General features: G+C 52.7%; 1 protein-coding gene (only partly in view). It reads left to right on the top strand.

Annotation, left to right across the window (positions count from 1 at the left end):
* Positions 1–19109 carry the end of a non-ribosomal peptide synthase/polyketide synthase gene (locus ACQ4MX_RS02000; protein WP_431089045.1) on the top strand. It extends 23107 nt beyond the left edge of the window, so 19109 of the gene's 42216 nt are visible here — the last part of the coding sequence; its start codon lies beyond the left edge, outside the window; the stop codon is at positions 19107–19109.

The following is a 19109-nucleotide window of genomic DNA, read 5'->3' as shown; positions in this document are numbered from 1 at the left end:
AATTGCTGCAGGAGAGCTTGCAGGAAGTGATCGTTCATTGTGCCTCCAAAGAGCGGAGTGAGCTAACACCAAGCGATGTATTGTTCAAGGGCTTGACGTTGGAGCAGCTGGAACAATTGACGAAGCAAATGGCTGCTGTGGGTGAGCTGGAAAATGTTTATGCGCTCTCGCCGATGCAGAAGGGGATGCTTTTCCATAGCTTGATGGAGCCGGAGTCAGGCGCATACTTCCAGCAAGCGTCGTTTGATCAAAAAGGCAGCTTTGATGTAGCTATTTTCCAGAAGAGTCTGGATTTGCTGATACAGCGTCATGAAGCGCTGCGGACGAATTTCCATATGTTTGAGACAGGGCACAATCAGGAGCCGTTGCAGATCGTGTTCCGTCACAAAGATAGCGACCTTTCCTTCAAGGATTTACGTGGAATGCAGGAAGCGGAGCAAAAGGCATATATTCAGGCGTTCAAGCTGGAGGATCAGGCTCGGGGCTTTAATCTTGGTACCGATGCGCTCATGCGCGTACAGGTGTTGCAGACAAATGAAGAAACGTATCATTTGGTCTGGAGCTTCCATCACATTGTCATGGACGGCTGGTGCTTGTCGCTGGTTACAGGCGAAGTGTTCGGTACGTACTTTGCGCTGGTGGAGCAGAAGCAGCCGGAGCTTGCTAATATCACCCCATATGGCCAATATATCGAATGGCTGGAGCGTCAGGATGAACGTGCGGCAAAAGAGTATTGGAGCAGCTATTTGGCAGGCTTTGAACAGCAGACTTTATTACCTGGCTCGGATGCTTCATTAAAAGATCAAGCCGTGGACAGCAGGGAAAATGCTCCATCCACTACAGCTAGTGAAACCAGCGAATATATTTCTGAAAAAATAACGGTGGAGCTGGATCAAACGTGGAGTGAAGCCATGTACCGGATTGCGAAGCAGCAGCAGGTGACGATTAATACGCTGATGCAAAGCGTGTGGGGCCTTATTTTGCAGAAATATAACAACAATGAGGATGTTATTTTCGGTAGTGTCGTATCTGGACGTCCGACAGATATTGCTGGTGTAGAGAATATGATCGGTTTGTTCATTAATACGATACCGGTTCGGATTCAAAGTGAACGGAATGCCACTTTTGTGGAGGTTATGCGGAAAACGCAGGAGCAGGCACTGGCCTCGGGAGTATACGACAGTTTCCCGCTGTATGAGATTCAGGCGCTGACTGAGCAGAAGCAAAATCTGATTAACCACATTATGGTATTTGAGAATTACCCGGTAGAGCAGCAGGTGGAGCAGCTTGGCGAAGTTCGTCCGTCTGCTTTTGAAATTACGAATGTAGAGGTTGTCGAGCAAACGAATTATGATCTGGACTTGATTGTGATGCCTGATGAAGTCTTCAGCATCATGTTCAGATATAACGCCAATGTGTACGATCGGGCTACGATAGAGCGTATGCAAGGACATGTATTGCATGTAATTGAGCAAATCGTGAACAATCCGCATATCCGTGTGAATGAGCTGGAATTGGTAACAGCGGAAGAACAAGCGCAGATTGTTCAGGTTTGGGGAGCTACGGCGGCAGCTTATCCGCAGGATCAGACGTTAAGTGCGCTGTTCGAGGAACAGGCGGCACGAATACCGGAGCAGGTGGCGGTGCTGTTTGGAGCAGAGACGTTGACCTACGGTGAACTGAACGAGCGGGCCAACCGTCTTGCACGTACCCTGCGTGCGGAAGGCGTTGAACCGGATCAGCCGGTGGGCATTCTGGTACACCGCTCGCTGGAAATGATCGTGGGCATCTATGCGATCCTCAAGGCAGGCGGCGCATATGTACCAATTGACCCGGAATATCCGGCGGACCGCCTCCGTTTCATGCTGGAGGACTCGGGAGCGAGGCTGGTGCTGACGCAATCGCATTTGGCCGAGCAAGCGTCGCTGAGCTTTGATGGCAAGGTGCTGGTGCTGGATCGTGAGGACATTTACCAAGAAGACGGCTCGAATCTGGAGCCACTGGCCGGGCCACACCATGTAGCCTATGTCATCTACACCTCCGGCTCCACTGGAAAACCGAAGGGAGTTATGGTCGAACACCATTCCGTGCTGAACCGGATTTTGTGGATGCACGACCGTTACGGCTTGAGTGCAGAGGATACGATCCTGCAAAAGACTGCCTTCACCTTCGACGTGTCGGTGTGGGAACTGTTCTGGTGGTCGATGGTTGGCTCGAAGGTGAGTCTGCTGTCGGTTGGCGGGGAAAAGAATCCGGAGGACATCGTCGAAACGATTGCCCGCGATAGCGTAAGCACGATGCACTTTGTGCCTGCGATGCTGCATGCATTCCTGGAGTATGTGGAGCAGCAGCCACAGGAAGTGATACAAGCGAAGCTGGGAACGCTGCGCCATGTATTTGCCAGCGGAGAAGCGTTGCCGCCACAGCATGTAGCACGTTTCCAACGGCTCGTGTCAGGAATCGCTGGAGCGAAGCTGATCAACCTGTATGGCCCAACCGAAGCGACGGTGGACGTATCGTATTTCGATTGCGAGTCGACGGAGGAATATGCCGTTATTCCAATCGGGAAACCGATTCAGAACATCCGTCTGTACATCGTGAAGGAAGGCACGGAGCAATTGCAGCCGATTGGGGTTGCAGGGGAGCTGTGCATCGGCGGTGTAGGTGTAGCACGTGGCTATCTGAACCGTCCGGAGCTGACGGCCGAAAAATTCGTTGCCGATCCGTTTGCCGGTGGCGAAGCAGGCTATGAGCGGATGTACCACACGGGCGATTTGGCGAGATGGATGCCGGACGGCAACATCGAATATTTGGGACGGATCGACCATCAGGTGAAAATCCGGGGGTACCGGATCGAGCTGGGCGAGGTCGAATCGCAGCTGCTGAAGGTGGAGTCGGTACGAGAAGCGGTCGTCATGGCCCGTGCAGACGAAACAGGCCAAAAACAAATGGTGGCGTACTACGTCGCCGGACAAGAGCTCGGAGCCAGCGAGCTGAGAAGTGAACTGGGCCGGGAACTGCCAAGCTATATGGTGCCATCGTACTTTGTACAGCTGGAGCAGATGCCGCTGAGTCCGAATGGCAAAATCGACCGCAAGGCACTGCCAGCGCCAGAAGGTAGCCTGCAAAGCGAAGCGGATTATGTCGCACCTCGGACGTGGGTGGAAGTGAAGCTGGCGCAAATTTGGCAGGATGTGCTGGGCTTGGCACAGGTCGGTGTGAAGGAAAACTTCTTCGAGATTGGCGGACATTCGCTGCGGGCGACAACCCTGGCCTCGAAGATTCACAAGGAGCTGAACAAGCCGCTTCCACTGCGGAGTATTTTTGAAGCACCAACGATTGAACAACTGGCAACGGTACTGGAAAGTCTGGATCAAGTGGCGTATGCGTCCATTCCGGTGACGGAAGCCCGTGGCTTCTACCCGTTATCCTCGGCGCAGAAACGATTGTATGTGCTGCATCAGCTCGACCCGAATGATGTGAACTACAACATGCCGTCGGTGCTGCAAGTGAGCGGTCCGCTGGATGTGCAACGAGTAGAAGACGTGTTCCGTCAACTGATTGCTCGCCATGCGACCTTGCGTACCCGCTTTGAACTGGTGGACAGTGGGCCGATGCAATGGATTGAGGACACCGTACCGTTCGAGGTGGAATATGCAAAGATACAGGCAGAGGGCGCAATCACTACGGATACAGACACGATGGTGAGCAAGGAAGCGCAAGAGCGGGTGCGGCGCTTTGTACGTCCGTTCGATCTGCAAGCTGCGCCGCTGCTGCGGGTAGGCTTGGTGGACCTGGGCGTACAAGGAGTGGAGCAAGAATCGCAGCATTTGCTCATGCTCGACATGCATCATATCGTTTCGGATGGTGTGTCCATGGAGGTGCTGACCGATGAATTTGTCCGCTTGTATGACGGTGAAGAGCTATCGCCATTACGGATTCAGTACAAGGATTATGCGGTATGGCAGCAAAGCGAAGCCCATCAGGAGTGGATGCAGCGTCAGGAAGCGTACTGGCTCGACACTTTCCGAGGCGAACTGCCTGTGCTGGATATGGCAACCGACTTTGCCCGTCCGGCGATGCAGAGTACAGCAGGGAATACGATCGAATTCGGACTGGAGCGTGAAGTTAGCGAACGCCTGAAAGAACTGGCTGCACAAACAGGCGCAACACTGTATATGGTGCTGCTGGCAGCGTACACCGCGCTCTTGCATAAATACACCGGCCAAGAGGATATTGTGGTTGGAACGCCGATTGCCGGAAGACCGCATGCGGAACTGGAGAGCCTTGTAGGTGTATTCATCAACACGTTGGCGATCCGTAATTATCCGTCTGGCGACAAATCATATCTTGATTACCTGCAAGAGGTCAAGGAGCATGCGCTCAGTGCTTATGAGCATCAAGACTATCCTTTTGAAGAGCTGGTTGAGAAGCTCAATTTAACGCGGGATACAAGTCGGAATGCGATGTTTGACACGATGTTTGAGTTGAAAACATTGGAGCAGCAGGAGTTGCAGTTGGAAGGTCTTACTCTAAATTCGTATCCGATGGGAAATAATACTGCCAAATTTGATCTGACCCTGGATGCAGTGGAGCAACCTGAAGGTATTCTGTGCAGTCTAGAATACAGCACGGCGCTGTACAAGCCTGAAACCATCGCGCGATTGGCCAAGCATTTTACCGAACTCGTTCGTGCGATTACACTTGATCCGCAGCAGCCGCTGGCAGCTTTGGATATGGTAACTGTCGAGGAAAAAGCACAAATCATCTACGGTTTTGGAGATGTGGGGGTATCGGATGTTGCTGCTGTTGAAGCAGGAGCCCTGTTCCATATCTTTGTGGAAGAACAGGCGCAGCTTGTACCGGATCACGTGGCGGTTGTGTACGAGGATCAACAACTTACGTACCGTAAACTGAACGAGCGTGCGAACCAATTGGCTCGTAGATTGCGGAATGAAGGCATTGGACGCGAGTCGATTGTCGGCATCTTGAGCGAACGCTCGGTAGACATGCTGGTCGGCGTACTGGCAGTGTGGAAGGCTGGAGGCGCATATGTGCCGCTGGATGCAGACTATCCGTCAGAACGTATTCGTTTCATGCTGGAGGACAGCGGTGCTACGGTGCTGTTGACCCAAACAGGCTTGCAGGAGCGTGCCCAGGTATGGCTGGAGGAAAGCCGAGGGGTCTTGGCCGGAGGGAAGTCTGAGGGCCAACTGGAAACGGCGGTTAGTGCTGAAACGGTGGAATTAGATACCCTCCATGGAGACCTGAGTTTAACATTAGACTCGCCATCTGACAGTGAAGCAACATCCGAACCAGCAACAGGACTGCGTTTGCAGACTGTACTGGCGTTGGACGATGAGTCGCTGTACACCGGGGATATTGCGGATGTCGAACCTGTCAATGAGCCGCAGGATCTGGCGTATGTGATCTATACCTCCGGTACAACAGGACGTCCGAAAGGGGTCATGATTGAGCATCACAGCTTGGTGAATACGGCTGCGGCGTATCGCCGGGATTACCGTCTGAACCAGTTCCCGGTACGGTTGTTGCAATTGGCGAGCTTCTCCTTCGACGTATTCGTCGGGGATATCGCACGGGCGCTCTATAACGGCGGAACGATGGTCATTTGTCCGAAAGACGACCGGATTGATCTAAGCCGTCTGTATAGCTGGATTCACGATTATCAGGTTACGGTGTTCGAATCGACCCCGGCCCTGATCGTACCGTTCATGCAGCATGTGCATGAACAGGGACTGGACATGAGCAGTCTGGAACTGCTGATCACCAGCTCGGATAGCTGCAACGTGGCGGATTATCGGGTGCTGCAAGAGCGGTTTGGTGCAGATACTCGGATTATTAACAGCTATGGTGTAACGGAAGCGGCGATTGACTCCAGCTTCTACGATGAAGAGCTGTCGAAGCTGCCAAGCAGCGGTAGTGTGCCGATTGGTCAGGCGTGGCTGAACGCCCGTTTTTATATCGTGGACAGCCAGTTGAATCCGGTGCCTATCGGCGTACTGGGCGAGCTATGCATTGGCGGAGCCGGGGTAGCACGCGGGTACCTGAACCGTGCCGACCTGACGGCTGAGAAATTCGTGGCAAATCCGTACGTGCCGGGTGAACGATTGTACCGCACAGGCGATTTGGCGCGGTGGATGCCGGACGGAAATGTAGACTTTATCGGGCGGATGGACTATCAAGTCAAAATCCGGGGCTACCGGATTGAACTGGGCGAGGTGGAAGCGCAGCTGCTGACCGTGGAGGGCATTCAAAAAGCCATGGTCACCGCCTGGGAAAACGAAGACGGCAACAAGGACCTGTGTGCGTATCTCGTAGCCTCAGAGGCGCTGAGTTTGCCGGAGCTACGCAACGCTCTGCAGCCAAAGCTGCCGGGCTATATGATCCCGACGTATGTCGTACAACTGGATCGTTTCCCGCTGACACCAAACGGAAAAATCGACCGCAAAGCATTGCCTGCGCCGGAAGCGCGCTTGGGAGGCACGGAGTACGTTGCGCCGCGGACATTTCTGGAAGAGCAGCTGGTACGTATCTGGCAAAGTGTACTGAATCATTCGCAGATAGGCATTAAGGATAACTTCTTTGAAGTGGGAGGACATTCTCTGCGCGCCACAACACTGGTGGCGAAAATTCATCAGGAGCTGCATCACAAGCTGCCGCTGCGAGATATTTTCCAATATCCGACGATTGAGCAATTGGTACAGGTGATGGATGAACATCAGACACAGCAAACGTATGTATCCATACCTGTTGTGGAGGAGCACGCATATTATCCAGTTTCCTCGGCGCAAAAACGGATGTATGTTTTGAGTCACCTGGAAGGTGGAGAGGTTAGCTATAACATGCCGGAAGCTTTAATTATTGAAGGTTCCCTGGATAAAATGCGACTGGAGCAAGCCTTCCGCCAGCTGATTGCCCGTCATGAAACCCTGCGAACCAGATTCGATATGGTGGATGGCGAGGTTGTTCAACGTATTGATCCAAATGTCGAATTCAACGTGGAGTATGTGCAGGCAAGCGAAGAAGAGACACAGCAGTACGCACTGGACTTTGTACGTGCATTTGATCTCGCGCAAGCACCGTTGCTGCGGGTTCAGTTGGTGGAAAACGGACCGCAACGTCACGTTATGCTCTATGACATGCACCATATTATTTCGGATGGCGTTACTGAGGGAATTATCGTGCAGGAGCTCTCTCAATTGTATGCAGGCAAGGAGCTGCCGCCACTTCGCATCCAGTACAAGGACTATGCCGTTTGGCAGCATGCAGATATGCAAAGTGAACGTCTTCGTGAGCAAGAAAGCTATTGGCTGAAAACCATGGCTGGTGAAATTCCGGCGCTGGATATGCCAACAGATTTTGCAAGACCAGCCGTACAGCGTCTGGAAGGAGCTCGATTGGATTTTGCGATCAGCATGGAGGACAGTGAGCAGTTGAAACAGTTGGCCTCTCAAACCGGATCAACCTTGTACATGGTGTTGCTTGCAGCGTATAGCACGCTTTTGCATAAATATTCGGGGCAGGAGGACATTATCGTCGGAACGCCGATTGCCGGAAGACCACATGCGGAGTTGGGTGGCCTGATAGGCGTATTCCTCAACACGTTGGCGATCCGCAATTATCCGTCTGGCGACAAAGCGTTCCTTGATTACCTGCAGGAGGTCAAGGAGCATGCGCTCAGTGCTTATGAGCATCAAGACTATCCTTTTGAAGAGTTGGTTGAAAAGCTGAATTTGACACGGGATACGAGCCGAAATGCACTGTTTGACACGATGTTTGAGTTGAAAACATTTGAGCAGCAGGAGTTGCAGCTGGAAGGTCTGACCTTAAAGCCGTATCCGACGGAAAATAATACTGCCAAATTTGATTTGACTCTGGATGCAGTGGAACAGCCGGAAGGTATTCTGTGCAGTCTGGAATACAGCACAGCGCTGTACAAGCCTGAAACCATCGCGCGATTGGCCAAGCATTTTACCGAACTCGTTCGTGCCATTACACTTCATCCACAGCAGCCACTGGCAACTTTGGATATGGTAACCGTCGAGGAAAAAGCACAAATCATCTACGGTTTTGGAGATGTGGGAGTATCGGATGTTACTGCTGTTGAAGCAGGAGCCCTGTTCCATGCCTTTGTGGAAGAACAGACGCAGCTTGTACCGGATCACGTGGCGGTTGTGTACGAGGAGCAACAACTTACGTACCGCAAACTGAACGAGCGTGCGAACCAATTGGCTCGTAGATTGCGGAATGAAGGCATTGGACGCGAGTCGATTGTCGGCATCTTGAGCGAACGTTCGGTGGACATGCTGGTCGGCGTACTGGCAGTGTGGAAGGCTGGAGGCGCATATGTGCCGCTGGATGCAGACTATCCGTCAGAACGTATTCGTTTCATGCTGGAGGACAGCGGTGCTACGGTGCTGTTGACTCAAATAGGCTTGCAGGAGCGTGCCCAGGTATGGCTGGATGAAAATAAGGCAACATCCGAACCAGCAACAGGACTGCGTTTGCAGACTGTACTGGCGTTGGACGATGAGTCGCTGTACACCGGGGATATTGCGGATGTCGAACCTATCAACGAGCCACAGGATCTGGCGTATGTGATCTACACCTCCGGAACAACGGGACGTCCGAAGGGAGTCATGATCGAGCATCGCAGCTTGGTGAATACGGCTGCGGCATATCGCCGGGATTACCGTCTGAACCAGTTCCCAGTACGGTTGTTGCAGCTGGCGAGCTTCTCCTTCGACGTATTCGTCGGGGATATGGCACGGGCGCTCTATAACGGTGGAACGATGGTCATCTGCCCGAAAGATGACCGGATTGATCCAAGCCGTCTGTATAGCTGGATTCGCAATTATCAGGTTACGGTGTTCGAATCGACACCGGCCCTGATCGTACCGTTCATGCAGCATGTGTATGAACAGGGACTGGACATGAGCAGTCTGGAACTGCTGATCACCAGCTCAGATAGCTGCAGTGTGACGGATTACCGGGTGCTGCAAGAACGATTTGGTGCAGATACTCGGATTATTAACAGCTACGGCGTAACAGAAGCGGCGATTGACTCCAGTTTCTATGACGAAGAGCTATCGAAGCTGCCGAGCAGCGGTAGTGTGCCGATTGGTCAGGCGTGGCTGAACGCCCGCTTTTATATCGTGGACAGCCAGCTGAATCCGGTACCTGTCGGCGTACTGGGCGAGCTATGCATTGGCGGAGCCGGGGTAGCACGTGGGTACCTGAACCGTGCCGACCTGACGGCCGAGAAATTCGTGGCGAATCCGTACGTGCCGGGTGAACGATTGTATCGCACAGGCGATTTGGCACGGTGGATGCCGGACGGGAATGTGGACTTCATCGGCCGGATGGACTATCAAGTCAAAATCCGGGGCTACCGGATCGAGCTGGGCGAGATCGAAACCGTGATCCAGCGGGTGCCGGGTGTGCGTCAAGCGGTCGTGATCGACCGGACAGACGAGCGTGGGCACAAGTATTTGTGCGGCTATATCACGGGAGAAGCGGAGCTGCGGATCGAGGAGGTACAGGCCGAGCTGGAAGCAGGGCTACCGGCGCACATGGTGCCAGCACGCTTGATGCGTCTGGAGACGATACCGCTGACGAGCAACGGCAAAATCGACCGCAAGGCCTTGCCGGAGCCAGAAGGCAGTATCCATACAGGTGCAGCCTATGTAGCACCGCGTACAACGGTAGAGCAGGTATTGGCTTCGGTATGGGCCGGGGTGCTGGGCGTGGAAACGGTAGGCACGCAGGATAACTTCTTCGAGCTGGGTGGCGATTCGATCAAGGCCTTGCAGGTATCGTCCCGATTGCTGCAAGCAGGCTACCGACTGAACATGAAGGATCTGTTCAGCAATCCAACGGTGTCTGCATTGGCGCTGAAAGTCCAATCTGTGACAAGATTGGCAGATCAAAGCGAAGTGGTGGGCGCTGTGAAGCTGACACCAGTTCAACAATGGTTCTTTGAGCAAAACCTGACGGATGCTCATCATCATAACCAGTCCATCATGCTGCATAGCAAGGATGGTTTTGATGAAAAGGCACTACGTACAGCGATGGATCAAATTGTTAGCCATCACGACGCGCTGCGTACCATTTTCCGTCCTACCGATCACGGATACGAAGCATGGAACCGTGCGATTGGTGAGAGTAAGCTGTACACGCTGGAACAGACGGACTTCAGCAATGAGACTGAGGTGTCTGCGGCCATCGAGGCCAAAGCGAATGAAATTCAAGCTGGAATTGATTTGAGTGAAGGACCGCTGGTGAAGCTGGGGCTGTTCCATTGCCCAGATGGAGACCATTTGCTGATTGCGATTCATCACTTAGTGGTGGACACCGTATCCTGGCGCATTTTGTTCGAGGATATTTCGACAGCCTATGAGCAGGCATTGAATGGACAAGCGACTCGTCTTCCGCACAAAACGGATTCGTTTCGCACCTGGGCTGATGGGCAGTCTCAATATGCGAACGGTTCGGCAATTGCAGCGGAACTCGCATTCTGGCAAGAAATTGAACAGGGAATGTATGAGCTGCTTCCAAAAGACCAGCCACAGTCCTATTCCTTAAATAGGGACAGCGAGATCGTTACTGCCACGTGGACAGCTCAGGAAACGGAGCAGCTGTTAAAACAGGCGCATCGTGCCTACAACACGGATATGAACGATTTGCTGCTTACGGCATTGGGAATGACGATTCATCGCTGGGCTGGCATTGGACGAGTGCTCGTCAACCTGGAAGGACATGGACGGGAGTCCATTTTGCCAGAGCTGGATATTACTCGCACCGTTGGCTGGTTCACGACTCAATTCCCGGTTGTGCTGGATATGAGCGTGGGGCAAGACCTTTCACAGTGCATCAAAAATGTGAAAGAAGGGCTGCGTCGCATTCCGCAAAAGGGCATTGGCTACGGTATTTTGAGATACCTGTCCGCAGCACGTGAGCAAGAGCGTTTTGTAACCGAACCTGAAATCAGCTTTAACTATTTGGGACAATTTGATCAAGATATGCAAAATCAATCCATTGACGTATCTCCTTACTCCAGCGGTGAAGAGCTTAGCGCACATGCAGCCAGATCGTATACGCTAGACATTAATGGAATGATTTCCGAAGGCGAACTGCAATTGACGATCAGCTACAGCAATCAGGAATATCGCCGTGAAACGATGGAGCAACTAGCCGAGGAGTTCAGAACCAGCTTGCGGGAAATCATTGCGCATTGCGCAGGCCGCAAACAGCAGGAGCTGACTCCAAGCGATGTAATGCTTAAAAATGTAACCATGGCTGAGCTGGATCAATTGGTAGAGCAGACTCGTGACATTGGCGAACTGGAAAATGTATATGCGTTAACGCCGATGCAAAAAGGTATGTTGTTCCATAGCCTGATGGATGCAGAGTCAGGTGCTTATTTTGAACAAACGACATTTGATTTGCGCGGACGCTTCCAAGCGGATATTTTCCAAGATAGCTTGAATCATTTGGCGCAGCGGCATGAGATTTTTAGAGCTAATTTCTACAGTGGTTGGCAGGATGAGCCTGTGCAGGTCATTTTCCGCCGCAAGGATATTGGTTTCGAATATGAAGATCTGCGTCATTTGGATGAGCAGGAGCGTGACGCGTATGTGAAGGAATTTATTCGTAAAGACAAGGCAGCCGGATTCGATTTGTCCCGGGATGCATTGATGCGCGTGGCGATTTTACGAACAGGTGATGAGGATTATTATTTTGTGTGGAGTTCTCATCACATCTTGATGGATGGCTGGTGTGTGGCGTTGGTAACGGATGAGGTGTTTGAGGCTTATTTTGCAGCCGTCGAGCATAGAGAACCGAAGCTTGCCCCAGTTACTCCATACAGTCAGTATATTGAGTGGCTTGAAGCACAGGATGTAGAGGCTGCATCTTCATACTGGAATGATTATTTGCTCGACTATGATCAGCAAACTTCGATTCCGACCGGAAAAGTAGGCGTGAAAGCGGACGGTGCACAATTTGAGCATGTGCTGTGCGATCTGGGCAAGGACTTGACAGGACGCATTGAAATGGTTGCCAAGCAGCACCACGTGACCACGAATACATTACTGCAAACGGCATGGGGATTGCTGCTTCAAAAGTACAACGGTAGTGATGACGCTGTTTTTGGCGGCGTAGTGTCTGGTCGTCCGGCTGATATTTCGGGTATCGAAAATATGGTGGGCTTGTTCATTAACACCATTCCAGTACGTATCCGCAGTGGAGCTGAGGATACATTTGCCGACATGATCAGAGCGAATCAGAAGCAGGCGCTGGCTTCTCAAGCTTATGAAACGTATCCGCTATATGAAATTCAAGCCTTAAGCGAGCAAAAGCAAGACCTGATCAACCACATTATCGTGTTCGAAAACTATCCGGTGGAGGAGCAGGTCGAGCAACTTGGCGAAGGCGCAGAATCGGATTTTGAAATTAGCAATGCAGGCATGATTGAACAAACCAACTATGATTTCAATCTGCTCGTCATTCCGCAGGAAGCGATGAAAATCCGATTTGAATACAATGCAAAGCTCTATGATCGTGAAGCTGTTGAACGGACTCAGGGCCATCTGGTGCAGCTGCTGGAGCAAGTGATAGCGAAGCCAGACATTCGGGTACGTGAGCTGGATATGTTAAGCGAGCAAGAGCGCGAGCAAATTCTGGGCCTATGGGGAGATACAGCCGCCAAGTATCCAAGCGAGCAGACGATCCATGGCTTGTTCGAGACACAAACAGCGCAGACACCGGAGCAGGCAGCGTTGTTCTTTGAAGGAGAGCAGTTGACCTATCGCGAGCTGAATGAACGTGCGAATCGTTTGGCTCGTACCTTGCGCAGTCAAGGCGTGACGAAGGATCGTCTAGTGGGTCTGATGACCGAGCGTTCGGTAGACATGATTGTGGGCATCTTCGGGATTTTGAAAGCCGGGGGTGCATATGTACCAATCGATCCGACGTATCCAGAGGAGCGTATCCGCTACATGCTGGACGACTCAGGGGCAGAGCTGTTGTTGACGCAAAGCCATCTGGTGGACAAAGTAACCTTTGACGGCAACATGCTGGTGCTGGATGGAGCACAGGGTCTGTATCACGAGGATGGTTCCAATCTGGAGCCGTTGTCCGGTCCAAACGATCTGGCGTATGTGATTTATACGTCGGGTACGACGGGTCAACCGAAGGGCGTTATGCTGGAGCATCACGGGCTGTGCAATCTGAAAACGTATTTTGATCAGACACTTCGGATCAGCACGTCGGATCATGCGTTATTGTTCGCCAGCTATTCGTTTGATGCGGCTTGCTGGGAAATCTTCCAGGCGCTGTTCTGCGGAGCCACGTTGTACGTGCCAACGTCAGAGACGATTTTGGACTATGAGAGATTCGAGCATTACATGAAAGAACATCAGATTACGGTGGCGACGTTACCACCGACCTATGCTGTATATCTGGAACCGGAGCATATGCCGAACCTGCGTATTCTGTTCACTGCCGGATCAGCATCGTCGACAGAGCTGGTGCACAAGTGGAAGGATCAGGTGGCGTACTACAACGGTTACGGTCCGACAGAAAACTCGGTAGCGACGTCGGTTTGGTCGGTATCCGAAGACGAGAGAGCAGGCCAACTGATTTCCATCGGACGTCCTATTCCGAATCATCGGGTATACATGGTGGATGTGCATGGACATTTGGCTCCAATAGGCGTAGCGGGTGAGCTGTGCGTATCTGGTCCGGGTCTGGCCCGTGGTTATCTGGATCGTCCAGAGCTGACGGCTGAGAAATTTGTACCGAATCCATTTGCGGCTGGCGAAGCAGGTTATGAACGGATGTACCGTACAGGCGATTTGGCGAGATGGATGCCGGATGGCAATATCGAATATTTAGGCCGGATCGACCATCAGGTAAAAATCCGGGGTTACCGGATTGAACTGGGCGAGGTTGAGGCCCAAATGCTGAAAGTGGAAGATGTGCAAGAGGTTATTGTGCTGGCCCAGGCGGACGAGCAGGGGCAAAATCAACTGGTGGCGTACTATGTTGCTGAACGGGAAGTGAACGCAGGAGAGCTGCGCAGCTTACTGGGCGCGGAGCTTCCAAACTACATGGTGCCTTCGTATTTGGTACAGCTGGAGCACATGCCACTGACACCGAACGGCAAAATCGACCGCAAAGCTTTACCAGCACCGGAAGGCAGCCTGCAAAGCGGAGCGGACTATGTCGCACCGCGGACGTGGGTGGAAGCGAAGCTGGCGCAAATTTGGCAGGATGTGCTGGGCTTGGCGCAGGTCGGTGTGAAGGAAAACTTCTTCGAGATTGGCGGACATTCGCTGCGTGCGACCACCTTGGCCTCGAAGATTCACAAGGAACTGAACAAGCCGCTTCCATTGCGCAGTATTTTTGAAGCACCAACGATTGAACAACTGGCAGCGGTTCTGGAAAGTCTGGATCAAGTGGCGTATGCGTCCATTCCGGTAACGGAAGCTCGTGCCTTCTACCCGTTATCCTCGGCGCAAAAACGACTGTATGTGCTGCATCAGTTCGACCCGAATGATGTGAACTACAACATGCCGTCGGTGCTGCAAGTGAGCGGTCCGCTGGACGTGAGACGAGTAGAAGACGTGTTCCGTCAACTGATCGCTCGCCATGCGACCTTGCGTACCCGCTTTGAGCTGATGGACAGTGAGCCGATGCAATGGATTGAGGACACTGTGCCTTTCGAGGTGGAATATGCAAAGGTACAGGCAGAGGGTGCGACTACTACGGATACGATGGTCAGCAAGGAAGCGCAAGAGCGGGTGCGACGCTTTGTCCGTCCGTTCGATCTGCAAGCTGCGCCGCTGCTGCGGGTAGGCTTGGTGGACCTGGGCGTACAAGGAGTGGAGCAAGAACCGCAGCATTTGCTCATGCTCGACATGCATCATATCGTTTCGGATGGTGTGTCGATGGGCGTACTGACCGATGAATTTGTCCGCTTGTATGAGGGTGAAGAGCTGTCGCCATTGCGGATTCAGTACAAGGATTATGCGGTATGGCAGCAAAGCGAAGCCCATCAGGAGTGGATGCAGCGTCAGGAAGCGTACTGGCTCGACACCTTCCGGGGTGAGTTGCCAGTGCTGGATTTACCTACGGACTTTGCCCGTCCGGCGGTACGAAGTACGGCAGGGGATACGGTCGTGTTCGGACTGGAGCATGAAGTTAGCGAACGCCTGAAAGAACTGGCGGCGCAAACAGGCTCCACGCTGTATATGGTGCTGCTGGCGGCATACACTGCGCTCTTGCATCAATACAGCGGCCAAGAGGATATTGTGGTCGGCACGCCGATTGCAGGACGTCCGCATGCAGATCTGGAGCCGATCCTCGGGATGTTCGTCGGTACGTTGGCATTGCGAAACTATCCGACAGCGGAGCATACCTTCCGCAGCTACGTGGAAGAAGTGAAAGTTCGTGCCCTGCAAGCGTACGAACATCAGGACTATCCATTTGAGGAACTGGTGGAAAAGCTGAATGTGAAGCGGGATATGAGCCGTAATCCGTTGTTCGATACGATGTTTACGCTGCAAACCACTGAGGAAGGCGAACTGCAGCTGGCAGACCTGAGCTTCCATCCATACGGCTTGGAACAAACGCCAGCCAAGTTTGATTTGACGCTGGAAGCCAGAGAGGAAGAGACAGGCATTCAGTTCGGATTGCAGTATGCAACCGCGCTATATCAACGGGAAACCGTAGAACGGATGACACGTCACTTCATTCGTTTGGCCGAAGCCGTGGCAGCGAATCCGGATGCGAAGCTGGGTGAACTGGAGCTGATAACGGAGGAAGAAACCGAGCGGATTCTGAAGGTGTTCAACGATCCGAACGCGCATAGCGTGCGTGTAGGAGGACAAGGTCGTGCGCTCAGCGAACGCTTTGAAGAGCAAGCGAAGCGTAGCCCTGAGCGGGTAGCAGTCGTGTCTGGGGACACGGCGCTGACCTACGCTGAGCTGAACGAGCAAGCAAACCGATTGGCCCGTGTGTTACGGGTGAAAGGGGTCGAAGCAGATCAACCGGTAGGCGTATTACTAGAACGTTCTGCGGATATCCTGGTGTGCATTATGGGGGTACTTAAGGCCGGAGGCGCGTATGTGCCAATGGATATCATGTATCCGCAGGAACGCATTGACTACATGCTTCAAGACAGTGGGGCAAAGGTCGTGATTACAAGCAGAGTCGCGAATCTCTCGCTCAGCCTGCCATCCACAGTACAGACTGTGGTCCTTGATGACGAGGACGTTCAGGCTCAGCTGAACGGACAGGATACAAGCAACCTGATCTCCGTTGCCGGCCCGCATAACCTGGCCTATATGATTTACACGTCAGGTACAACCGGCCAGCCGAAAGGGGTCATGATTGAGCAGGGCAGCGTCAGCAATCTGGTAGATGCTTTATCTGAGCGGGTATACAGCCACTATGAGCAGCCGCTTCACGTCGCATGGCTGTCGGCGTTTGTATTTGATGCTTCGGTGAAGCAAATCTTTGCCAGCTTGCTATTAGGCCACACCCTGCATGTGGTATCCCGTGACGTAAGCCTGAGCGGGGAGCATTTGATCGCTTACTACCGTACGCACCGGATCGATCTGTCGGATGGCACACCTGCGCATCTGCATATTTTGAACGAAAGCGTCAACGTGACAGAAGCGCCGGGAGTGAAGCACTATCTGATCGGCGGCGAAGCGTTATCTGTACAGCTGGTCAATGTGTTCCTGCACAAGTGGTCCGGGTACCACCCGGTAATTACCAATGTGTACGGTCCGACCGAAACGACAGTAGATGCGACAGCCTGTACGATTGAAGATGGGGAATCCTTGAACGTACTGCTGGAAAAAGGGGAGCACACAGTATCCATCGGAACGCCGATAGCGAACCAGTCCGTGTACATTCTGAACACCAGACAACAGCTGGTGCCGATCGGTATCGCGGGTGAGCTCTATATCGGGGGTGCAGGTGTAGGACGAGGATACCTGAACCTGCCGGAACTGACGGCAGAGAAGTTCCTCCCGAATCCGTTCGCCTCAGCTTCATTGGAAGCTGAACAAGCTCCAGATGACCATAGCCACCGCATGTACCGGACGGGCGACCTGGCACGGTGGCTGCCGGATGGCAGCATCGAGTATTTGGGCCGGATCGACCACCAGGTAAAAATTCGGGGGTATCGGATCGAGCTGGGCGAGGTGGAAGCACAGCTGCTGACCGTGGACGGCATTCAGAAAGCTGTGGTCACTGCATGGGAAAACGAAGATGGACACAAGGATCTGTGTGCCTACATCGTAGCCACAGCACCGCTGAGTCTGCCGGAGCTGCGCAACGCGCTGCAGCCGAAGCTGCCGGACTACATGATTCCGACGTATGTTGTACAACTGGATCGCTTCCAGCTGACCCCAAGCGGAAAAATCGACCGCAAGGCGTTGCCTGCGCCGGAAGCACGCCTCGAAGGAGGCCTGGAGTACGTTGCGCCGCGGACGCCGCTGGAAGCCAAGCTTGCTCAAATCTGGCAGGATGTATTGAAGCTGTCCAGCGTAGGAGTCACCGACTCATTCTTCGACATAGGTGGACACTCCCTGCGGGCAACAACGCTGGTGGCCAAAATCCATCAGGAACTGGACAGCCGGATTACACTTCGTGAGGTGTTCCAACACATTACGATTGAGCAGCAAGCCCAGCTCATAGCTACGCACGGCACAGACACCTATACGGTGATCCCTGCAGTGGCGAAACAGGCCTACTACCCGGTTTCCTCGGCTCAAAAACGGCTGTATATTTTGAGCCATCTGGAAGGTGGGGATGTCAGCTACAACATGCCGGGTGTGTTAACGGTGGAAGGTCCGCTCCAGGCAGATCGACTGGAGGCTGCGTTCCGTCAGTTAATTGACCGTCATGAAACGTTGCGGACTTCCTTTGAAATGGTGGAAGGCGAGGTCGTTCAGCGGGTTTACGATCAGGTTGAATTTGCAGTAGAACGTCTGCAGGTCAGTGAATCCGAAGCCGAAGCGTATATCGAGTCATTTGTACGCAGCTTTGATCTTCGACATGCACCGCTGCTGCGTGTTCGTCTCATTCAAACCGGACCAGGGCGCCACCTTTTGATGTACGACATGCACCATATTATTTCGGATGGTGTATCGTCTGACAATATCGTGCAGGAGCTGGTACAGCTGTACGAGGAGCAAGAATTGGAGCCGTTGCAAATTCAGTACAAGGACTTTGCCGTGTGGCAGCAGCAGGAAATGCAGCGTGAGTCATACCAACGCCGGGAACATTTCTGGCTGGAGCATTTAGCCGGAGAATTACCGGTACTGGATCTGCCGATTGCTTATCCAAGACCTGCTGTTCGCAGCTTCGAGGGAGCACTGTATGAATTTACAGTTGACCCGAAAGTATCCGAGCAGCTGCACCGAATTGTGGCTCAGACCGGAAGTACGCTGTACATGGTACTTTTGAGTGCTTACACCGTTCTGTTGTCCAAATACAGCGGTCAGGACGATTTGATTATCGGTACTCCGGTAGCAGGCCGCCTGCTGCCTGAGCTGGAGCCACTTATCGGAATGTTCGTCAATACGCTAGCCATCCGGCATCAGCCAAAGGGCAGCCAAACATTCCACAGCTACTTGCTGGAAGTCAGAGATCGTACGCTGCAAGCCTTCGAGCATCAGGATTATCCACTTGAAGAGTTGGTGGAAAAGCTGGATGTAGCACGGGATGCAAGCCGTAATCCGTTGTTTGACACCATGTTTGTACTGCAAAATACAGAGTCGCAGGAAGCGAAGCTTGAGACCCTGTCCTTCAGTCCATATGTTCAGGAACATAGCATCTCAAAATTCGATCTGACCTTGTCCATGAGTGATGAAGATGGGGTGATCAAGGGTTCCTTCGAATATTGCACGAAGCTGTTTGGAACAGACGCTATTGAACGATTAACCGAAGATTTGATAGCGATTCTGTCACAGGTTGGAATCGATCCAGATTTGCTGTTAAGCGATATTCAGGTGACCTCTGACGACAAGCCGGAAGGTTTCTCACCGGATTCCATCGACTTTGTTTTCTAA

Source organism: Paenibacillus sp. 8b26 (genome assembly GCF_050626875.1).
GTDB lineage: Bacteria > Bacillota > Bacilli > Paenibacillales > Paenibacillaceae > Paenibacillus.
The sequence above is the reverse complement of the archived record's forward strand: the minus strand, read 5'-3'. Positions and strand labels throughout refer to the sequence as shown.